We start from the raw sequence: 20,567 nt of genomic DNA, 5'->3' as shown, positions 1-20,567 counted from the left end.
GCGAGGGGCCCGGGTCCGGCACGACGACCGGACCGGCCACCCCTCGGTGGTGGGACCGGTCACCCGTCCGCGATGGGACCGGCCACCCGCCGGTGGTGGACCGGGCCCCCGACGGCGTGCGGCGTGGCGCGGCACGAGGCCGCACCACGCCGCACGGGAGTCGCGGGAGTCCCCTCCCGGCGGGTGGTGCACCGGACCGGTGCACCACCCGCCGGGCTCAGGACGCCTGGGCCGGAACGGGCCGCCGGTGGCGGCCCTGGACCGGTGCCTGGGGGTCCTCGGCGGCGGCCTGCACGCCGCGGTGTTTCCCCGCCCCCGGGGGGAACTGGACGGCCGCCGTCTGCTGCTGCGGGCGCGCTCCGATGGTGTCGGTCTGGGCTTCGGACATGTGGGAAGTCACCCCGTTGGATATCGAGCCGTGCTGGGCCGGAGAGGCCACACCCGACCATTCCCCGCGTGCCGTCGAAAGCTCCATGCCCATGGAACACCGCCCCGGCTCCGGCGCGGTGGTTCCCACCCCGGTCCCGGGGTGGTGTGTACGGAACATATGGCCGCGTAAACCCCCCTGTCGGAGTTTAACCAATCGGTGGATCTTCGAACCAGTCCGCCACGCCCGGTTCCCTTGCCAGCGGCGCCTGTTGGAGCGGCACCGGCCGGGCCGCGGTCCCCGGCCGGGTCCGCCGGCCGGCCGCCCCGAACCCGGCGGATCCGGCCTCCGCCGGCGGCGGCGCGGAACGGCGCCCGGCGCTCCCGCCCGGACCGCCCGGACCGCCCGGACCGCCCGGTCCGGTGGCGGCCGGGTGCGAGCCGGCGGTGACCGGGTGCGGGGCGGCGGGGAACGGCTGCCGGGCGGACGCGGCCGGGTGTACCCCGGTGGCGTTCGGGTGCCCTCGACACCGGGTGCGGACCGGGGGCGCCGTGCGGGCCGGGGGCGGCGGGGGACAGGAGCGATCCGCGGGGCGGTGACTGGCGCGGGGCGGATGCCGCCGGGTGCACCGACCCCCTCGCCGGACTTCCCGCCGCCCTCCGCCGGGGCGGCGGGACGGCCCGCGGGCACCGACCCCGGGGCAGCCGTGCCGGTGACGCCCGGAGCCGTGGCGCCCGGAGCCGTGGCGCCCGGAACGGTCGTGCCGGCGGCGGCGGTGCCCGGGGCGGTCCGGTGCCGCTCCGGCCCGGCGGCGCCGGAACAGACCCGGCGCAGCCCGCAGGGGTCGGCGGGGGTGGCGTACGGCAGCCACAGCTCGCCGCGCGCGGTCCAGAAACCCGCGTCGGCCAGCCAGCCCGCCGGGGCGGTGATCCGGCGCAGCCGCCGCTCACCCGGCCGCCAGAGCGCCACCTGCTCCGCACCGCCGACGGGCGGGCCGGCGGACGCCGGGGCGCGGTGCGTCCCGGGCGGTACGGGGTCCGGGGCCGGCGCGGGGCGGTCCGGACGCGGCCCGGCCCACGGCCCCTCCCCGGCGGTCCGGAACGCCACGGCGCAGCCCTCCGGGGACCGCGGACGCCCCGGCTGGACCGCGAACGGCACCAGCGCCGTGCCGGGCTCCTCCCGCAGGCACTCCGGGAAGCGCACCGGGAGCGGGCTGCCCAGCATGCCCCACCCCAGCCGCGGGGTGCCCGGCGCGTCGGACCGTAACAGCAGCAGCCCGCTGTCCGGGTCGGCCAGCAGCAGTCGGTCCTCGCTCTCCTCGGTGATCTGGAGCAGCGGGATCGGGGCGCCGCCGTGCCGCAGGTCCAGCGCCACGGTCTTGGTCCGCCCGTCCAGCTCCCGGTCGAGGGCGAGCAGCCCGCCGGTCCGGTCCAGCCAGACGCCGCCGGTGCAGCGCCCCGGCACCACGGTGAGCGGCCGGGGGACGCCGTCGCCGTACACCAGCCACAGTTCGGTGGCCGCCCCGCCGGGGGAGGGCGACAGCGCGAACGCGACCGCGCCGGCCGGTGCGGGCGGCAGCAGGGTCACCTCGGCCCGGTGGATGTCGCCCAACGGGCGTTCCACGGTGCCCAGGGCCGCCGGGTGGAGCAGTGAGAGGCGGTGGTGCCCGGCCACCCGGCGGCGGACCAGCACCTGCCCGTCGGCGAGCGGCAGCACCTCGGTGTCCGGTTCCTCCGGCTGGGTGCCGTGCAGCGGCACCGCGTAGGGCTCCGGGCCGCTCAGCGTCCAGCGCTCCGGGTACCGGCCGCCGGTCACCGCGCAGCACGCCAGCCGGGCGGCGTAGGTACCGCCGGCGGCGATGGTCAGCGCCGGGGACGCGAGGTACGGCGGGGGCGCCGGGAGCGGTGGCCGGGCCGGGTGTGCGGCGTCGTGGTCGGGTTCGGTGGCGGGCTCGATGGCACAGGCCGTCATGGTGTTACGTCACCTCCGGCAGCAGAACGTAGTTTTCGCACTTCCTGCCGAACGACGTGAGTCGGGTGTGTTCACGCATAAGGGTGGCGATGTCCCGAAATGCTGGAGAAGCGCACCGTCGGTGTGCTGGCGCCGGCCGCGTCGCCTGCCGGCGGGGCTGCGACGCCTGGGCCGCCGTGGCGAGGGTGTCCCGTTGTTGCGAGCGTGTCCCACCGTTGGCCGTTGGCCAGGTGTCCGGCCGGTGCGCGGTGGCCGGTCGGTGTGAGCCGGGGCCGCGAGCCGGGGCCCGTGAGCTGTCGCTTCCGGTCCGCCCGCCGGGGGCGTCGCGCCGCGGCCCGTCGCCGGTCGGCGTGAGCCGCCGCCCCGCGGTCACCGTGGTCTCCCGTCCGGCGAGGGGCGCGGGTGCGGCCGGCCCGTCGCGGGTCCTCGTCCGCCTGCCGGACGGCGGGTCCGCCGCGGGACCGGCCGGTCAGCCGCGGTCCGTGTCCGTGAGGTCTGCCCCCGGTCAGCCGCCTGGGCCGCCGCGGCCCGTCCCACGGGGAGCCGCCGCCGCGCGGGACGGTCCGCCCGAGGCCTCGTCGCCGGCAGGGCCCGCGCGTCCGCCGCCGTGGGCCGCCCGCCGGTCGCCGGGGCCGGCGGGTACGGGGCGTGCGCCCCCTACCCTTCGGCCCCGGCCCACCGGCCACCGCACCGCCGACCCGGCGTACCGGCCACCGCACCGCCGACCCGGCGTACCGGCCAACGGGCCGCCGGCCCGGCCCACGGACCACTGCACCGCCGACCCGGCGTACCGGCCACCGGACCACCGGCCCCGGCGCCCCACCGCCACACCATCCGCCGGGACGTACGGACCGGACCACCGGCCCCGGCGCCCCACCGCCACACCATCCGCCGGGACGTACGGACCCCGTCCCGGACGTACCGGCTTGCCCCGGCCGGGACGTACCCGGCCGGGGACGGCCCCCGGGAGGCTGTCCGCCGCCGGTCGTGGCGCCCCGCGACGGCCCTCCGCCGCCGGCCCGTGGGGACTCCTCCGGGGGCGGCCGGCCCGGAGGCGGGTCCGTACCGTGGCGGGGCGGGGAAGCTCGGGGGCGGCCGGGCGCGGGTGGGAGGTAACCTCTGACCCGTGCCCGCACTCAACGACGTCATCGCCGCGCTCGACGCTCTCTGGCCCCCCGAGCGGGCGGAGCAGTGGGACGCCGTCGGCACGGTCTGCGGGGACCCGCAGGCCGAGGTCTCCCGTGTCCTGTTCGCCGTGGACCCGGTGCAGGAGGTGGCCGACGAGGCCGTACGGCTCGGCGCCGACCTGCTGGTCACCCACCACCCGCTGTACCTGCGCGGCACCACCACCGTGGCGGCCGGCACCTTCAAGGGCCGGGTGGTGCACACGCTGATCAAGAACGACATCGCGCTGCACGTCGCGCACACCAACGCCGACCGGGCCGACCCCGGAGTCTCCGACGCGCTCGCCGGCGCGCTGGACCTGCGGGTGGTCGGCCCGCTCGTCCCGGACCCCACCGACCCGGCCGGCCGCCGCGGTCTCGGCCGGATCTGCGAGCTGGAGAGGCCGGAGACGCTCGCCGGCCTCGCCCGCCGCGCCGCCGCGCGGCTGCCGGCCACCGCGCAGGGCATCCGGTTCGCCGGCGACCCGGGGCGCACCGTCCGCACCGTCGCGGTCTGCGGCGGTTCCGGGGACAGCCTCTTCGACCAGGTGCGGGCGGCCGGGGTGGACGCCTACCTCACCGCCGACCTGCGCCACCACCCGGCCTCCGAGGCCGGCCAGCACAGCCCGCTGGGGCTGGTGGACGCCGCGCACTGGGCCACCGAGTGGCCCTGGACCGAGCAGGCCGCCGCCCAGCTCGACGCGATCTCCGACCGGAACGGGTGGGGTCTGCGCACCCACGTCTCCCGCACCGTCACCGACCCCTGGGCCGCCCACGTGGCGTCGTCCGCACCCGATTCCGACCCGACCGTTTCCGCTTCCTCCGACGCATCTGGAGCCCCCAACTGAACGCCGCGCCCGCCGACCAGATCCGCCTTCTCGACCTCCAGGCCCTCGACCTGCGGCTCGCGCAGCTCGCGCACAAGCGCCGGAACCTGCCCGAGCACGCGGAGATCGACGCCCTGAGCGCCGACCTGACGCAGCTGCGCGACCTGCTGGTCGCCGCGCAGACCGAGGAGAGCGACACCGCCCGCGAGCAGACCAAGGCGGAGCAGGACGTGGACCAGGTCCGCCAGCGCGCCGCCCGCGACCAGAAGCGGCTCGACTCCGGCGCGGTCGGCTCGCCGAAGGACCTGGAGAACCTCCAGCGGGAGATCGCCTCGCTCGCCAAGCGCCAGGCCGACCTGGAGGACGTGGTGCTGGAGGTGATGGAGCGCCGCGAGTCCGCGCAGGAGCGGGTGACCGAGCTGACCGGGCGCGTCTCGGCCGTCCAGGCCAAGGCGGACGAGGCCACCGCCCGGCGGGACGCCGCCGCCGCGGAGATCGACGCCGAGATCGCCACCGTCACCAAGGAGCGCGGCATCGTCGCCGGCAGCGTCCCCGCCGACCTGCTGAAGCTCTACGACAAGCTGCGCGAGCAGCAGGGCGGGGTGGGCGCGGCCCGGCTCTACCAGCGCCGCTGCGAGGGCTGCCGGCTGGAGCTGAACATCACCGAGATCAACGAGCTGCGGGCCGCCGCCCCGGACGCCGTGGTGCGCTGCGAGAACTGCCGCCGCATCCTGGTCCGCACGCCCGAATCCGGTCTGTGATGCGGGAGTTGGTCGTCGAGGCGGACGGCGGGTCCCGGGGCAACCCGGGGCCCGCCGGGTACGGGGCCGTGGTCCTGGACCCGGTGACCGGGGAGACCCTCGCCGAGGCCGCCGAATACATCGGCACCGCCACCAACAACGTCGCCGAGTACCGCGGACTGATCGCCGGGCTGCGCGCCGCGCACGCCATCGACCCCACCGCCCGGGTGCGGGTGCGGATGGACTCCAAGCTCGTGGTGGAGCAGATGTCCGGCCGCTGGAAGATCAAGCACCCGGACATGCGGCCGCTGGCCGCCGAGGCCAAGACCGTCTTCCCGGCCGGCCAGGTCGCCTACCAGTGGATCCCGCGGGCGCGGAACAAGCAGGCGGACCGGCTCGCCAACGAGGCGATGGACGCCGGCGCCAAGGGCGGCCAGTGGCAGCCCCGGACGCCCGCGGTGACGGCCGCCGCGTCGGGCACCGGCGCGGCCACGGTGACGGCACCCGCGGTGGCCCCGGCCGGCGCCCACCGGGCCGCCCCCCGGGCGGCGGACGAGGCGGAGGCCGCCGGGGACGTGCTCGGCGAGCCGGCCGCCCCGCCGGTCGGCTGGGCCCTGCCCGCCGACCTGGGCGCACCCGCCACCCTGGTGCTGCTGCGGCACGGGGAGACCGCCCTCACCCCGCAGAAGCGCTTCTCCGGCAGCGGCGGGACCGACCCCGAACTGTCGCCCGCCGGGCGCCGCCAGGCCGAGCGGGTCGCCACCGCGCTCGCCGCCCGCGGCACCATCCAGGCGATCGTCAGCTCCCCGCTGCGGCGCTGCCGGGAGACCGCCGAGACGGTGGCCGCCCGCCTCGGGCTCGACGTGCGCATCGAGGACGGGCTGCGCGAGACGGACTTCGGCGCCTGGGAGGGGCTGACCTTCGCCGAGGTGCGCGAACGGCACCCCGCCGACCTCGACGCCTGGCTGAAGTCGGCGAAGGCCGCGCCCACCGGCGGCGAGAGCTTCGCCGCCGTCGCGCGCCGGGTCGGCGTCGCCCGCGACAAGCTCATCGCCCGGTACGCCGGGAAGACGGTGCTCGTCGTCACCCACGTCACCCCGGTCAAGACCCTGGTCCGGCTCGCCCTCGGCGCGCCCCCGGAGTCGCTGTTCCGGATGGAGCTGGCGGCGGCCTCCCTCTCCGCCGTCGCCTACTACGCGGACGGCAACGCGAGCCTGCGGCTGCTCAACGACACCAGCCACCTGCGGTGAGCGGCCGGCTCCCGGTCCCGCGCCCCGGGCACGGTCGGGGGCCGTACGCGCCGGCGGGTGCCGTCCGGTTCCGGCGCGGTCGCCGGCGGGTGCCGGGCCGGACTCCGCCGTCCGGTGCCGGCCGAACCGCCGCCGTCCGGTGCCGACGGGCGGGCGTCCGGTGTGGACGTGAGCGTCCGGTGTGGAGGGTGGGCGTGGCCGGGCGGGCGCCCGGTGCGGACGTGGATGTCCGGTGTCGCCCGGGCCGGCCGGTGACCGCCGGGCCGACGGGTGACCGCCCGCGCCGATCGCCGGCCGTACCGCCGTACCGATCGCCGGGCGCATCGCCTGTGCCCATGGCCGCCCGCGCCGATCGCCGGCCGTAACGCCTGTGCCGATGGCCGCCGGTACCACCTGTACCCGATCGACGCCCGTACCGGCCCCGGCCGTGCCCAGCGGTCGGCCGACGGGGCACGCGGCGGCTCCCGGTAGCCACCGCCGCAGGTCAGGGGCCGGCCGGTGGGGCGGGAGCGGGCGCGGCCGACCGGGCAGTGGGCCGCGAACCCCCCAGCCGGTACCGGCCGGGACGGACGTGGTGGCCTCCGGCCCGGACGGCGGGCACCGCTCAGCGGCGCAGGGCCGCCGCCTCACGGGCCAGACGCTCCACCGTCGCCCAGTCCCCGGCGCGGAGCACCTCGCGCGGCACCATCCAGCTGCCGCCCACACAGCCCACGTTCGGCAGCGCCAGGTACGACGCCGCCGTCGCCGGGCCGATCCCGCCGGTCGGACAGAACCGGGCCCGGGGCAGCGGGGACGCGAGCGCGGAGAGAAGGCGGGTGCCGCCCGCCGCTTCGGCCGGGAAGAACTTCATCTCCGTCACCCCCCGTTCCAGCAGCGCCATCACCTCGGACGCGGTCGAGACCCCGGGGAGGAACGGCAGCCCCGACGCGCGCAGCGCCGTCAGCAGCCGGTCCGTCCACCCGGGACTCACCAGGAACCGGGCGCCGGCGGCGACCGCCGTGTTCACCTGGGCGGGGGTGAGGACGGTGCCGGCGCCCACGACGGCGCCGGGCACCTCCCGGGCGATCGCCCGTACCGCCTCGGGGGCGGCGGCGGTACGGAAGGTGATCTCGATCGCGGGCAGCCCGCCGGCGACGAGCGCCCGGGCCAGCGGTACCGCGTCGGCCGCGTCGTCCAGGACGACGACCGGGATCACGGGGGCGAGGTCGAGCACGGAGGCGGGGGCAGGAGGGGTGACAGGGCGGGACACAGCCGCCATCGTCCGGGCACCGATCACCACACGCAACATGCGTTGCACATGTTGCAATCGATCCCTCGGGTGCCGGCGTCCGGTCGCACCGGGCCTCCGCCCCGCCGTGCCCACCGACGTTCCGCCCGCCCCCCGCCGAACGCCGTGGCCTCCCCCGGCCGCCACCGCCCCGACCCCCTGCCGCCGTTCACCTTCCCCCGCCGCCGTCACCTCGCCGAAACGTCCCGGCCCGCCGCCGCCTCGCCGGCGCGTTCCCGCCCGCCGTGGCCCGTCCGTGCCCCGGCCGCCGTCACCCTCCTCCGGTCGCCGTCACCCGGCCGGGTGACACCGGGCCGGGGCCGTGCGGCACACGGCCGCGCAGCTCGGCACCGGTGAGGGCGGGGTGAGGCAGACTGTGGGTATGGGCGACCTCACACCGCAGGGGGCATGGGGACCGGCGCGGCGGTTCGCCCCGTTGCGGAAGAGCGTGGCCCAGGCCCGGCGGTTCGTCCGGGCCGCCCTGGAGGGAGTCGCACCGGACACCGTCGACACCGCGGAGCTGCTCGCCGGCGAACTCGTCACCAACGTGGTGCGGCACGCGGGCACCGAGGCCGAGGTGTCGGCCGGGTCCCGGGACGGCGTGGTGCGGGTACGGGTCACCGACCACCGGCCGGACCGCGGGGTGGTGCTGTGGGGCTGCCAGCCGTACGCCGGTACCGGCCTGGGCCTGGGCCTGGTCGAGCGGCTGGCCCACCGCTACGGCGTGGACACCGGGGAGGACCACAAGACGGTCTGGTTCCAGCTGGGCTCCGACGGTTCGCCGGCCGGCGCGGCCCCGGGGTGGCGCACCACCGTCCCGCCGTACGCGCGCCGGGACACGGTGACGCTCTTCGACGTACCGGGGGCCCTGTACCGCGCCTCCCAGCAGCACCGGCACGCCCTGCTGCGGGAACTGGCGCTGGCGGCCGGGGCCGGGGACACCCTCGGCGTACGGCCCGAGGACCTCGCCACCGCCTGCGACATGAGCGACGTGCTCAACGCCGGGATGACGGCCGCACTGGAGCAGCAGCCCCACGACGGGGACATGCGCTCGTTGCCGCTGTCGGTGCCGGCGGACGCCGCCCCGGCGGTGGTCACCCTGCGCCGGACGCTCGACCGGGCGGAGGAGGCGGCCCGGGAGGGGGACCTGCTCACGCTGCCCGCCCTGCCGCGCTGCCGCGCCTTCCACGACTGGCTGTTCGACCAGATCCTCGCCCAGACGGCCGGCGATGACCCCACCGCGTGGACCGTGATCCCCCGGGAGCCGGGTGCCGGCCCCTCGGAGCTGGTGCCGTGGGACGCCCGCCACGTGCACGCCAGCCGGGTCCCGACCATCGCCGCCGACGACGGGAACCGGATCCTCGCGGTGAACGGCCCGGCCGCCGACCTGCTCGGCTGGCACGCCGACGAGCTGGTCGGGCGGCGGCTCACCACGCTCATCCCCGAACACCTGCGGAAACGCCACCGGTCGGCGTTCACCTCGCTGCTGCTCACCGGCACCCCGCGCATCCTGGGCCGGTCGGTGCCGCTTCCCGCACTGCACCGCGACGGAAGGCTGGTCCCGGTCCGGCTGTTCCTCCAGACCCAGGAGACCACCGACGGCCGGACCGTGTTCGTCGCCCAGCTCGCCCCCCGGGCGGCGGCCGCCCACGCCCCGCGCGCCCCCGGCCGCAGTCGGCAGGCGGCGCTGCGGGAACCCGGCGGACACTACCCGCCGACCGGCGAAGGCGACGGGCAGCCCCTCACCGACGGAGGCGGCCCCCCGCCCGCGACCGGCAGGCCCGAGTCCCCACCGCCCGTCCGCGCGGAACCGGAGATGCCGGCGCTGCAGCGCCTCGCCCTGCTCGCCGACATCGGCACCGCGCTGAGCAACGCCCCCGACCTGGAGGAGGGGCTGCGGCAGGTCGGCGTGAGCCTCACCCGGCGGCTGGCCGACTGGTGCGCGGTGGACCTGCTGGACGAGGACGGCGTGCTGGAGCGCGTGTGCGTGGTCCACCGCGACCCCGGGGACACGCCCCCGGAGACGTACGAGGGCCGGCTCCCCGCGGTGACCGAGAGCGCCCGGGGCCCCCTCGCCCGGGCGCTGCGCGGCGCGGGACCCCTGCTGCTCACCGAGGCGCCGCCGCCCAGCCAGGCCAGCAGCCCGCTGGACGCCCATTACCTGGATGTGCTGAACCGGCTGGGCACCACCAGTGCGGTCGTCGCCCCGCTCCGCGCCCGCCGGGCCGTCTTCGGCGTGCTCACCGTGGCCCGCACCGGCCGCGGCCGGCCGTTCACCGAAGGCGATCTGTCGCTCGTGGACGACCTGGTCAGCGGGCTCGCCCTGGGCGTGGACAACGCCCGGCTGCACCAGGAGACGCGGAACATCGCCGAACGCCTCCAGCGCTCCCTGCTGCCGGTGCTGCCGGACGTCCCGTCCCTGGCGCTGGCCGCCCGCTACGCCGCCTCCTCCGCCACCGCGCAGGTCGGCGGCGACTGGTACGACAGCTTCCTCCTGCCCAGCGGCAACACCGCGCTGGTGATCGGTGACGTGACCGGGCACAACCTGGACGCGGCCATCGCCATGAGCCAGCTCCGCAGCATGCTGCGCGGCATCGCGGTGGACCGCCAGGAGCCCCCGGAGGTGGTCCTGCGCCGGCTCGACATGGCCAACCACAGCCTGTACCGGGAGGCCACCGCCACCTGCATCTACGGCCTGGTCAAGGGACCCGAGGAAGGGCCCTGGGAGCTGCACTACTCCTCCGCCGGGCACCTGCCGCCGCTGCTGACCACCGCCGAGGGCGAGGTCCGCTACCTGGAGGAGGGCTCCGGACTGCTGCTGGGCATGGACCCCGACATGCCGCGCCCGCGCGCCTCCTGCACGCTCCCGGCGCACTCGACCGTGCTGCTCTACACCGACGGCCTCATCGAGCGGCGCGGCGAATCCCTGGACCGCGCCCTGGGCCGGCTCCGCCGCCGCGCCGCCGCCCTGGCCCGGGAACCGCTCGACATCTTCTGCGACGAACTCCTCATCGGGCTGGGCGCCGACAACACCGACGACATCGCCATGCTGGCGCTCCGTCCCGTCCCGCCGCTCGTCCCGCCGCACTGACGCCCGCCGCCGGGCCGTGCCCCCGCTGCCGGCCGCGCTCCTGCCCGTCGGGCGTGCCCCGCCCGCCGGCCGTGCCCCCGCTCGTCGCCGCGCTCCCGCCCGTCGGGCGCACCGGCGCGCGGCTCATTCCCCGTGCGCGGGCCCTGTCCCGGCGGGAAGGGCGGCTACCGGGGCGGCGAAGCGCGGGCGCAGCACGCCGGGGTCGGTCCCGCACGAGGGGCGGGCGTACGCACCCGGGGCGGGGCGGGCGCGTGCACCCGCCGAGCCAGCGACGCGTGCCCCCGGCGTGGGCAGCGACGCGCACCCCCGGCGTGGGCAGGGGCGCGGGCGGCGCGCGGGCCGGCGCGGGCGGCGCGCGAGCGGCGCCGCCCCCTACAGCTCGGTGACGATCACGTCCAGCGACCACGGGGCGCCCGACCTGGCCGGTGCCGACGCCTCCACCGCGTACCCGAGGTCCTTCAGCGCCGTCACCAGCTCGGCGGGGCCGGACGGCTCGGCGCCGGCCGTCAGCAGGTCCCGTACCAGCCGGCCCTTGGTCGCCTTGTTGAAGTGGCTGACCACCGACCGCTTCTCCACCCCGTCCACGATCTTCGACTGGAGCACCCGGACGGTCGCGGTCCGGCCTGCCACCGCCCCCTTGGGCCGCCACGCGGTGGCGTACGCCGCCGACCGCAGGTCCAGCACCAGCCCGTCCCCGGCGGCCGGCGGCAGGGCCTCGGCCAGCGGGGCCCGCCAGTAGGCGCCGAGCGCGCCGAGTCCCGGCAGCTTCACCCCCATCGAGCAGCGGTACGAGGGGATCGCGTCGGTGATCCGCACCGCCCCCCACAGCCCGGAGAACACCAGCAGCGATCGCTCCGCCCGCCGCCGCGCCGCCGGGTCCAGCGACGCCAGACCCAGCGCGTCGTACAGCACCCCGGTGTAGACCTCCCCGGCCGGCCGGGTGGCCGCGGTACGCAGCGCCGCGTTCTTGGCGATCTCCCCCCGCAGCCCGGCGCTCAGCCCCAGCACCTCGGCGGCCTTGTCCTCGTCTCCGGCGCAGAGCGTCACCAGCTCGTCCAGCACCCGCTCGCGCGCCCCGCCCAGCTCGGACAGCGACAGCGTCCCGAGGTCCAGCGGCCCCCCGGAACCCCCCGCGGCCTTCCCCTCGGACGGCGGCAACAGCACGAGCACTTCGATCTCCTCGACACGGTCGGACGGTGGGGCACCGGCGAACGGCCCCGTGGCAGCCTACGGCCCCGGCCCCCGGCCGGGCTGAACCGCGACGGCCGCCCCGCCCCCGGCCCACACCCGCGCGCCCGCCCTGTCCCCGTTCCGTCTTCGTCCTCGGTGACCGACCGCGGGCGCCCGCCCCGCCTCCCCGGCGTCCCCCTTGCGGCCCCCCGACCCCGACCCATCGACGATGTCCACCCCGCCCGACCGCACCCGCGCCCGTGCGGCCACGTTCCCCTGAAGCCCCGCGCCCGTGCGGCGGCCCGTCCGGGAAGCCGCCGCGTGGCGCCCGCCCCGTCCGCCCTCCCGCTCGCCGTGCCGGCCGGACCGTGCCCCCGGCTCGTCGTGCCGACGGGTCCGTGCCCACGGTCGTCGTACCGGTGGGTCCGCGCCCGCGCTCGCCGTGCCGGTGGGCCCGTGCGCGCCTAGGCTCGGTGGCATGCCCCGCCGGTCCCTCCACCTGTCCGGCACGGACGGCGCCGGACTCCGCGCCGCCCTCGGTGACCTCCGCGCCGAGCTGGGGCTGAGCGCCGCGTTCCCGCCGGCCGTGCTGGCCGAGGCGGAACAGGCGGCGGCCCATCCCCGTCCGCTGCCGAACGGGGTGGACGCCACCGACCTGCCGCTGTTCACCCTCGCACCGCCCGGGGCGCCCGGCCCCGACCGGGCCGTGTACCCGGAGCGCAGGCCCGGCGGCTTCCGGGTGTACCTCGCCGTCGCCGACCTGAACGCCTTCGTGGTGCCCGGGGGCGCCCTCGACACCGAGACCCACCGCCGTGCCGTGACGGTGGACCTCCCCGACGGCCGGGTACCGCTCCACCCGGACGTGCTCGGCGAAGGCGCCGCCGCCCTGCTGCCCGACCGGGACCGGCCCGCCCTCCTCCACCAACTGGACCTGGACGAGTTCGGCGAGCTGGTCTTCACCGACGTACGCCGCGCCGTGGTGCGCAGCCGCGCCCGGCTGGAGCCCGCCGCCGTACAGCGGGAACTCGACAGCGGGGCCGCGGAGGAACCGCTGACCCTGCTGCGCGACATCGGGCTGCTCCGCCAGGAGGTGGAGGAGGCGCGCGGCGGGATCTCCCTGGACGCCCCCGAGCAGCGGATCGTTCCGCACGGCCACGGCGGGTACGCCCTGGAGTACCGGGTGCCGCTCCCGGTCGAGACCTGGTACGCGCAGATCGCGCTGCTGACCGGCACGGCCGCCGCCGGCCTGATGCTCGCCGCGGGCACCGGCATCCTGCGCACCCGGCCCGCCGCGCCGGACGGAGCCGTGGGCCGGCTCCGCCGGGTGGCCCGGGCACTCGGCGTGGAGTGGCCGCACGGCACCTCGTACGCCGAGGTCGTCCGCTCCCGGTCACCGGCCCGGCGGGCCCCGGCCGGGCCGGCCGGGGAGGTGCCCACCGCCGCCGGCACCGCCGTCCCGCCGCACCACGCGGCGTTCCTCCTGGAGTGCACCGGACTGCTGCGCGGCGCCGGGTACACCGCGTTCGACGGCGACCCGCCCGGCCCCGCGGCGGTCCGGCACGCCGCGCTCGCCGACGACTACGCCCACTGCACCGCGCCGCTGCGCCGGCTGGTGGACCGGTACACCGGCGAACTGTGCCTCGCCGCGGCCGAGGGAGCCGAGCCTCCCGAGTGGGTGCGGGCCGCCCTCCCCGCGCTCCCGGCCGAGATGGCGCGCGGCGCCGCCCGGGCCGACGCCGCGGAGCGGGGCGCCGCGGACCTCGTCCGGACGGCGGTGCTGCGCGGCCGGGTGGGGGAGGTGTTCGACGGCTGGGTGGTGGAGGTCCACCCGGACACGCCCACCCGCGGCACCGTCCAGCTCCGCGAACCCGCCGTCAGCGGCCCGGTGGACGCCGGGCCGCACGCCTCCGGGCTGCCGCTCGGCGGACCCCTGCGGGTCCGCCTCGCCGCCGCCGGCCCCGGCCGCACCCCACCACGCTTCACCCCGGCCTGACCCGGCCGCACCACGATCGAGGCGTCTGCCCCGGTCGCCCTCCGGCGCGCCGCAACCCCCGGCGGAGCCGCACCCGCACTCCGGCACGTTTCACCTTCTGCCTGATCCCGGCCCCGCCGAAGGCGTCCGGGTCCGCCACCCGGACCGGCGGCGGGTCGTCAGGAGCGGGACGCGGCGCGGGAGCGGAGGCGGCCCGGCGCCCGACCGGGCCGATGAGCCCCGCCGGGCGGGCAGTTGGGGCCACGAGGGGCGCTTGGGAGAAAGGCGGCGGACGAGTCGGCCTGTACGCCGGGTTCTGTCTCCCGGGGGCCTTGCGGCGCCCGGGGAGGCGGCCATCCATCTAGGACCGGTGTTGCCACCGGCCTCGTGCGGTCTACCCGCGGACTCGGGCGGGCAGCCCTCGGTCGTCCGCGCAGAGCCGTCATGCCGACGGCTCCTCTTGACCTTGCTCCGGGTGGGGTTTACCTAGCCGGCCGAGTCACCTCGGTCGCTGGTGGTCTCTTACACCACCGTTTCACCCTTACCGGACGCCTCACGGCTTCCGGCGGTCTGTTTTCTGTGGCACTGTCCCGCGGGTCACCCCGGGTGGGCGTTACCCACCACCCTGCCCTGTGGAGCCCGGACGTTCCTCGGCGAGGTCTGGGACCTCGACGCGACCGCCCGGCCGGCTCGTCCGCCGTGGTGACCATGCTACCCGCCGGGGAGGGACGTTCCGGACCGGGACCACGGCCCCCGGCGGTACGGGGACCACGGCACCTCGGCGGTACCCGGGCCACGGCACCCCGGCCACCGGCCCCGCCGTACCGTGGGCGGCGGGGTGGCGGGGACTTCCGCGGTGGAGCGCGGCAGGGGGATCGCGCTCAGGAGGGGCGTTACGCAGGGCTCGGAGAGCGGGGGTCGCCGTGGCGGAAAACGACCGTCCGGGCGACGGACGCGAGAGGCCGCGGGGAAAGCGAGGGGGGCGGGCCGCGGGACGCGAGGGCCCGGGCCGCGGGAAACGAAAAAGGAAAGGGCCCACCGGCTCCTTTCCACTCTCAACGTATAGCGCACCGGGGGGCTTGCGGCAAGGCCCCCGCCGTGGCGCAGAATCACCGGCCGAAGCCTGGAACCGACCGCGGCGCCGCCGCCCAGGCCCCCCGAGCACCCGTACCCGCAATCCCGGCGACCGGCCCCGGCGACGGCCGTGGAGCCGCGCCGGCGGAGCGCCCCCGGGCCGCGGACCGCCCGGCCCGTCCGACCGGTCCGCACACCCCTGCCGCACACCCCCCGGGTGCGGCCCGAGAACGGAGCCGATGCCGTGAACCCGCCGACCACCAGCGTGTTCGACCTCCCGGACCACCTCGCCCCGAAGGCCGACCCGGCCCTGATCGCCCACGACGAGGAGCACTTCGCGGCCATCGAGGAGAGCCTTGCCCGGACCGTCGCCGAACTGTCCGACCGCCTGGAAGCCGAGCGCAGGGCCCCCGGCGGGGTGGGCCGGCAGGCGATGGACCGCGACGCGGAGATCCACCGGCTGACCGCCCGGCTGCGCGCCCTGCGCCGCTACGGACTGGACCTGTGCCTGGGCCGCATGGTCGGCGCGGACGCCGCCGAGCCGGTGTACGTGGGACGGCTGGGCCTCACCGACCGCACCGGGCGCCGGCTGCTGATCGACTGGCGCTCCCCGGCGGCCGAGCCGTTCTTCGGCGCCACCCACGCCAACCCGATGGGCCTGGCCAGCCGCCGGCGGTACCGCTGGACCCGCGGCCGGATCAGCGACTACTGGGACGAGGTGTTCACCCCGGAGGGGTTCGCCGGGCACGCCGCGCTCGACGATCAGTCCGCGTTCATCGCCGGTCTGGGCGGCCACCGCTCGGCGCGGATGCGGGACGTGCTCGGCACCATCCAGGCCGACCAGGACGCCGTCATCCGCGCCGGGTCGCGGGGCGCGCTCGTCGTCGACGGCGGGCCGGGCACCGGCAAGACCGTCGTCGCGCTGCACCGCTCGGCCTACCTGCTCCACTCCGACCCGCGGCTGGGCGGGCGCCGGGGCGGTGTGCTGTTCGTCGGCCCGCACCAGCCCTACCTGTCCTACGTCGCCGACGTGCTGCCCAGCCTCGGGGAGGACGGAGTGCGGGTCTGCACCCTGCGGGACCTGGTCCCCGAGGGGGCCGACGCGGTGCCCGAGACCGACCCGGAGGCGGCCCGCCTGAAGTCGTCCGCGGACATGGTGCGGGCGATCGAGGCGGCCGTCCGCCTCTACGAGGAGCCGCCCACCGAGGAGCTGACGGTCTCCACCCCCTGGTCCGACGTCCACGTCACCGCCGACGACTGGGCCGAGGCGTTCGAGGCGGCGGCCGGCACCCCGCACAACGAGGCGCGCGAGCAGATCCGGGCGGAACTGGCCGCGATCCTGCTGGACCGGCAGGACGACGACGTCCCGCCCGAGCCGTTCCGCCGGGCCCTGCTGCGGGACGAGGAACTGGTCGCCACCCTCAACCGCGCCTGGCCGCTGATCGAGCCGGCCGACCTGGTGGGGGACCTGTGGTCGGTACCCGCCTACCTGCGCATGTGCGCGCCCTGGCTCGGCCCGGACGAGGTGCGCCGGCTGCGGCGCGCGGACCCCGGGGCGTGGACGGTGTCCGACCTGCCGCTGCTGGACGCGGCGCGGCAGCGGCTCGGTGACCCGGAGGCGGCCCGGCGCAGGCGCCGGCAGCAGGCCGTACTGGCCGCCGAACGCGCGCGGATGGCGGACGTCATCGACAACGTGCTCGCCGCGGACGACGACGGGGAGGGCGCGGTGACCATGCTGCGCGGGCAGGACCTGCGGGACAGCCTGGTCGACGAGAGCGCGCTGCCGGACGCCGGCCCCGACCGGCTCGCCGGCCCGTTCGCGCACATCGTGGTGGACGAGGCCCAGGAGCTGACCGACGCGGAGTGGCAGATGCTGCTGCTGCGCTGCCCGTCCCGGAGCTTCACCGTCGTCGGGGACCGCGCCCAGGCCCGGCACGGGTTCACCGAGTCCTGGCGGGAGCGGCTGGCGCGGGTCGGTTTCGACCGGATCACCGTGGCCTCCCTGGGCATCAACTACCGGACCCCGGCGGAGGTCATGGCGGAGGCGGAACCGGTCATCCGGGCCGCGCTCCCGGACGCCAACGTGCCGGCCTCCGTCCGCCGCAGCGGCGTTCCGGTCGTCCACGGGTCCGTCACGGAACTGGGTTCCGTCCTCGACGGCTGGCTCGCCGCCCACGCCGAGGGCACCGCCTGCGTGATCGGCGACCCCGCCTTCCGCGCCACGCCCCGCGTCCGCTCGCTCACCCCCGAACTGGCGAAGGGGCTGGAGTTCGACCTGGTCGTTCTCGTCGACCCGGACGCGTTCGGGGAGGACATCGCGGGGGCGGTGGACCGCTACGTCGCGATGACCCGGGCCACCCGGCAGCTGGTCGTCCTCACCAGCCCCTGAGCCGTGGCCGCTCCGGGGCGGCGGTGCCGGGGCGGCGGTGCCGGGGCGGCCGGTGCCGGGATCGGTCGACTGCGGGGGCGGGGGCGGTGGCGCCGCCGTTCGTCGGTGGGGTGGGGCGGCCGGCGATCACCGGCCGCGGTACCGGCCGCCCTGGCCTGGTCGCGGGCGGCCCGGGGGCATCGGGGTTCCGCACCGCACGGGTCAGGCCTTCAGGGCGGTCCGGAGCCGAGCCCTTGGCGTCGCCGGGCCCAGCCGCGGGCCGACACGCGCGGGTACCGGTTCCGCGCCGCCGCCCGGGGCCGGCCTTCAGGGCGGTCCGGAGCCGGGGTCCGTGCGGCCGCCGGTCCGGCCCCGGGGTCCCGCGCCGCCGCGGGCCTCGACGCATGGCCCGGGCCGGCCCCGGTCCGGGCCGTCCTCCGCGCACCCGGGCCCCGGGCGATTTACCGTCGAGGTATGGACTTCCGCATCACCGCGGAGGAGCAGAACCTCCTCTTCCTGATCGTGGGCCATCTCGACGAGGGGAACGCGCCCACCGTGGAGGAGCTCACCCGCGACACCGGGGGAGACGTCACCCGCGAGGTGGCGTCGCTCCGCTCCAAGGGCTGGATCCTGGTCCGCCGGGTGGACGACCGCCTCACCGTGATCGGCCTGTCGCCCATGGCCGTGACCGCGCTGAGCAATCTGCGGTACGGGCGGCGGGCGTTACCGGGCCGCCGTCGCCGGACCGGCGCGGCCCCGGCCGCCCCGCCCCTCGTGCGCTGTCACGGGAGGCGGGGCGGTGTCCGAGTAGCGTCAGCAGCAATGACGTGTAAGGACAGCCGCGACGTTAGCGGCAGCCACTGACAACGGGCGCCGCCCCGCCGCGGCCCGGTGCCTCACTCCGCCGGGGGCACGGTGAGCCGCGGGGTGTGCGGCGCGGCGTAGCCGCCGAGGAAGGTGACCAGCGGCGGTACCACGAGGGTGATGGCGTACTGCGCCAGGGACGGCAGCGAGCCCATCAGCTCCGCGTCGCCGACCGTGGCGTTCAGGACGGTGACGGCGCCGGCTGCGGCGAGACTGCCGACAGTGGCCCAGGAGACCTTGCGTTCGACTTTCCTGGCCATGGGACGACCTCCTCAACGGCCGGGGACGGCCGGGAACGGGGGGACAACCGGAGAGAGCGGACGGAGCGGACCGGGCGGCCCGGGAACGGTGCCGGCGCCGGAGCGGCGACGGGCGGGGGACCGGGCGCCGGACAGGAGCCGGCCAGGGCCGGACCGGGCCCGGACGCCGGCCCGGCCGGGGACGGGGGCACGGCGGTGCGCGCCGGGCACGCCGGGGACACGGCGGCGCGCCGCACTCCGGGCGGGGAGTGGGTTACCAAGGGTCACGAAGGGTTGACGTTTCGGATATACCCGGTGAGCCGGCCGCCCGAACGGACGGGGGTGGGGCGCGCGCGGAGACGGAAGGGGCGCGCGGAGTGCGCGACGGCGGGGCAGAGGTGCGGGACGGCGGGAGGAGAAGCGCGGGGGCGGGCCGGCGGGCCGGACGGTCGTGGTGCGCTGGCCCGTCAGTCGAGGGCGGGGAGGGCGGCGCGGGCGGCGGTGAGCGCGCCCTCCCGGATCTCCTCGGCACCGGGCGCCGAGCCGTCTTCGAAGTCGCTGCCGTTGTAGGTGGCGGTGATCACCGCGTTCTCCAGCTGGACGGTGACCACCGCCTCGCGGATCTGCTGGTCGTCCTCGGTCGTCAGGTGCTCGCGGATGGTGGCCGAGTCACCGAGTCCCTCCACCGGCTCGGCGCCCTTCGGGGCCCCGCCGGCCGGACGCCCGCCGGGGGCGGAGAGGATCGTGTAGCTGATGTCCAGCCACCGGTAGTCGTAGCCGTCCAGGGCGTTCCAGGAACAGCTGGTGCGGCGGACCGCGTCCTTGGCCCGGCGCGGCGTGCCGTCGGGCTTCGCACCGGGGACCAAGGTGTCCACCGTCTTGGCGGGCAGGGCCGCGCAGGGGTCGGCGGGCGGCTCGGAGTAGCGCAGCGGTGTGGGGGTGGCGGAGGCCGGCCGGTCGTCGCCCCGCGGGTCGGCGCCGGTGGAGGAGGAGTCGCCCGGCGCCGGGTCGGGACGGCCGGCCGACTCCTGTGGTCGCTCCTCGGAGTGACCGGAGGTGGTCATGGCCACACCGGCGACGGTCAGCACGGCGACCGGCAGCAGGCGCGCGCCCAGGGTGAGCACCAGGGACGCACGGGACGACAGAGAACGCACGGCGGTCTCTCTTCGCGTCGGGGGAAAGGGGGACAGCGGCAGCTGCGATGACCTTGCCACAGCCGCCCGGCCGGGCGCTGCCCGGGGTGCCCGATGCCCCTCGCCCGGCACCGGTCGTTCCTGGCCCGGCGCCGGTCGGTCCGCGCCCGGTGCCGTTTGCTCTTCGCCCGGCGCCGGAGGCTCGCCCGGTGCCGGTGGCTGCCCGCTCCGTCGCCGTTCCCGTGCCGGTCGCACGCCGCACCGGGCGGCCCGGGAGACTGTGCGGATGGACGACGCGACTTGGCGGACCGTGGAACGACTGGTGGCCTGGCTGGACCGGGCCAACACCGGCGACGCGGGTCAGGAACGGCTGCTGCGGGTGCTGAAGCTCTCCGAGGAGGTGGGCGAGGTGGCCCAGGCGGTGATCGGCGTGACGGGGCACAACCCGCGCAAGGGCACGACCCACACCTGGGAGGACGTGCACGCCGAACTGTGCGACGTCATCGTGACCGCCATGGTGGCCCTGGCCTCGCTCACCCCGGACGCCGCCGAGGTGTTCGCCGGCCATCTGCGCCGGGTGGCCGAGCGCTCGCTCGGCCCCGAGCCGGGGGCCACCGCGGAGCGCGGCGCGCGGTCCCCCGGCACGGGCGAGGAGCCGCCGGGCGGTGACGTACCGGGCGACCGTCCGCCCGGCGTCGGCCCGGCCGGGGGCACCACGACGGCCGGTGGTGCGACGGGCGGGGCGCCGGACGTACCGCACCCGGCGCACCCGGCAGCGGACGTGCCCCGCCCGGCCCCGGCCCGCCCCGCGCCGGCCCCCGGCGGCTGAGCCGCAGGGTGCCTCCGGCCCCGGGACCGTCGGCGGCTGATCCAAAGGCGCCCCGGCACTGGGGACGGCGGCCGGTCCGGCGGTGTCGCCGGCGCCGGACCGGCGGTCCGCTCGGAGGCGCCCCCTGCGCCGCTCCCCACGCCACCCCCGGCACCGGACACCGGGATGTGGCCCGCCTCCTGACGGGGCGTGGACCGCGGAGCGCGGGACCGGGCGACGGTTTCCGGCGGGGGCGGCGGAGC

The 20,567-nt window shown here is 77.7% G+C and carries 12 protein-coding genes, 1 other RNA gene and 1 pseudogene; 8 read left to right on the top strand and 6 right to left on the bottom strand.

The window, feature by feature from the left end; genetic code table 11:
- Positions 1 to 217: 217 nt before the first annotated feature.
- Positions 218 to 2,338 (bottom strand): hypothetical protein, encoded by a 2,121-nt coding sequence (locus IHE55_RS07125; protein WP_197988255.1) that lies wholly within the window; start codon positions 2,336 to 2,338, stop codon positions 218 to 220.
- 1,126 nt (positions 2,339 to 3,464) lie between these two features.
- Between IHE55_RS07125 and IHE55_RS07120 the strand changes: the two genes are divergently transcribed.
- The 3 genes from IHE55_RS07120 to IHE55_RS07110 are packed head-to-tail and all read left to right on the top strand — an operon-like array spanning position 3,465 to position 6,318.
- Positions 3,465 to 4,349, top strand: a complete 885-nt coding sequence (locus IHE55_RS07120) for a Nif3-like dinuclear metal center hexameric protein (RefSeq protein WP_197988254.1) — start codon at positions 3,465 to 3,467, stop codon at positions 4,347 to 4,349.
- Positions 4,346 to 5,089: a zinc ribbon domain-containing protein gene (locus IHE55_RS07115; protein ID WP_197991840.1), complete on the top strand. Its 744-nt coding sequence runs from the start codon at positions 4,346 to 4,348 to the stop codon at positions 5,087 to 5,089. The genes IHE55_RS07120 and IHE55_RS07115 overlap by 4 nt, the downstream gene beginning before the upstream one ends.
- Positions 5,086 to 6,318: a bifunctional RNase H/acid phosphatase gene (locus IHE55_RS07110; RefSeq protein WP_197988253.1), complete on the top strand. Its 1,233-nt coding sequence runs from the start codon at positions 5,086 to 5,088 to the stop codon at positions 6,316 to 6,318. Before IHE55_RS07115 ends, IHE55_RS07110 begins: the two co-directional genes overlap by 4 nt.
- Before the next feature lie 604 nt (positions 6,319 to 6,922).
- Here IHE55_RS07110 and IHE55_RS07105 read toward each other — a convergent pair.
- Positions 6,923 to 7,576, bottom strand: a complete 654-nt coding sequence (locus tag IHE55_RS07105; protein WP_197991839.1) for a bifunctional 4-hydroxy-2-oxoglutarate aldolase/2-dehydro-3-deoxy-phosphogluconate aldolase — start codon at positions 7,574 to 7,576, stop codon at positions 6,923 to 6,925.
- Positions 7,577 to 7,967: 391 nt separating this feature from the next.
- Here IHE55_RS07105 and IHE55_RS07100 point away from each other — a divergent pair, with 391 nt between their 5' ends.
- A complete protein-coding gene (locus tag IHE55_RS07100) occupies positions 7,968 to 10,676 on the top strand; it encodes a SpoIIE family protein phosphatase (protein WP_197988252.1) in 2,709 nt (902 codons plus the stop codon).
- 372 nt (positions 10,677 to 11,048) lie between these two features.
- Here the strand turns inward: IHE55_RS07100 and yaaA are convergent, their stop codons facing one another.
- Entirely contained in the window at positions 11,049 to 11,846 is a 798-nt protein-coding gene (gene yaaA, locus IHE55_RS07095) for a peroxide stress protein YaaA (RefSeq protein ID WP_197988251.1), read from the bottom strand.
- A 478-nt stretch (positions 11,847 to 12,324) separates the two neighbouring features.
- Here yaaA and IHE55_RS07090 point away from each other — a divergent pair, with 478 nt between their 5' ends.
- Positions 12,325 to 13,839 (top strand): RNB domain-containing ribonuclease, encoded by a 1,515-nt coding sequence (locus IHE55_RS07090; RefSeq protein ID WP_197988250.1) that lies wholly within the window; start codon positions 12,325 to 12,327, stop codon positions 13,837 to 13,839.
- Positions 13,840 to 14,107: 268 nt separating this feature from the next.
- On the opposite strand, the gene rnpB is transcribed toward IHE55_RS07090, so the two are convergent.
- Positions 14,108 to 14,511, bottom strand: an RNA gene (gene rnpB, locus IHE55_RS07085) — RNase P RNA component class A.
- A gap of 625 nt (positions 14,512 to 15,136) precedes the next feature.
- Between rnpB and helR the strand changes: the two genes are divergently transcribed.
- Both helR and IHE55_RS07075 read left to right on the top strand, forming a co-directional pair.
- Positions 15,137 to 17,281 (top strand): RNA polymerase recycling motor ATPase HelR, encoded by a 2,145-nt coding sequence (gene helR / locus IHE55_RS07080; RefSeq protein ID WP_197988249.1) that lies wholly within the window; start codon positions 15,137 to 15,139, stop codon positions 17,279 to 17,281.
- A 453-nt stretch (positions 17,282 to 17,734) separates the two neighbouring features.
- Positions 17,735 to 18,124, top strand: a complete 390-nt coding sequence (locus IHE55_RS07075) for a hypothetical protein (protein WP_197988248.1) — start codon at positions 17,735 to 17,737, stop codon at positions 18,122 to 18,124.
- A 32-nt stretch (positions 18,125 to 18,156) separates the two neighbouring features.
- Here IHE55_RS07075 and IHE55_RS07070 read toward each other — a convergent pair whose 3' ends face one another.
- Together IHE55_RS07070 and IHE55_RS07065 are read right to left on the bottom strand one after the other, a co-directional pair.
- Positions 18,157 to 18,384 (bottom strand): holin, encoded by a 228-nt coding sequence (locus IHE55_RS07070; RefSeq protein ID WP_197988247.1) that lies wholly within the window; start codon positions 18,382 to 18,384, stop codon positions 18,157 to 18,159.
- A gap of 446 nt (positions 18,385 to 18,830) precedes the next feature.
- Positions 18,831 to 19,517, bottom strand: coding sequence for a hypothetical protein (locus IHE55_RS07065; protein ID WP_232265482.1), 687 nt, complete (start codon positions 19,515 to 19,517; stop codon positions 18,831 to 18,833).
- A gap of 265 nt (positions 19,518 to 19,782) precedes the next feature.
- On the opposite strand from IHE55_RS07065, the pseudogene IHE55_RS07060 reads away from it, so the two are divergent.
- A pseudogene (locus tag IHE55_RS07060) lies at positions 19,783 to 20,106 on the top strand (MazG-like family protein); the annotation flags it as partial.
- Positions 20,107 to 20,567 lie beyond the last annotated feature (461 nt).

Origin of the sequence: Streptomyces pactum (assembly GCF_016031615.1) — a bacterium.
GTDB lineage: Bacteria > Actinomycetota > Actinomycetes > Streptomycetales > Streptomycetaceae > Streptomyces > Streptomyces pactus.
This window is presented reverse-complemented; position numbering and strand designations above follow the sequence as displayed.

Bases quoted from the DNA above. Each gene is read 5' to 3' on its own strand.
- IHE55_RS07100 (WP_197988252.1), top strand. From the start codon at position 7,968: ATGGGCGACCTCACACCGCAGGGGGCATGGGGACCGGCGCGGCGGTTC.
- IHE55_RS07105 (WP_197991839.1), bottom strand. From the start codon at position 7,576: ATGGCGGCTGTGTCCCGCCCTGTCACCCCTCCTGCCCCCGCCTCCGTG.
- IHE55_RS07090 (WP_197988250.1), top strand. From the start codon at position 12,325: ATGCCCCGCCGGTCCCTCCACCTGTCCGGCACGGACGGCGCCGGACTC.
- IHE55_RS07075 (WP_197988248.1), top strand. From the start codon at position 17,735: ATGGACTTCCGCATCACCGCGGAGGAGCAGAACCTCCTCTTCCTGATC.
- IHE55_RS07125 (WP_197988255.1), bottom strand. From the start codon at position 2,338: ATGACGGCCTGTGCCATCGAGCCCGCCACCGAACCCGACCACGACGCC.
- IHE55_RS07070 (WP_197988247.1), bottom strand. From the start codon at position 18,384: ATGGCCAGGAAAGTCGAACGCAAGGTCTCCTGGGCCACTGTCGGCAGT.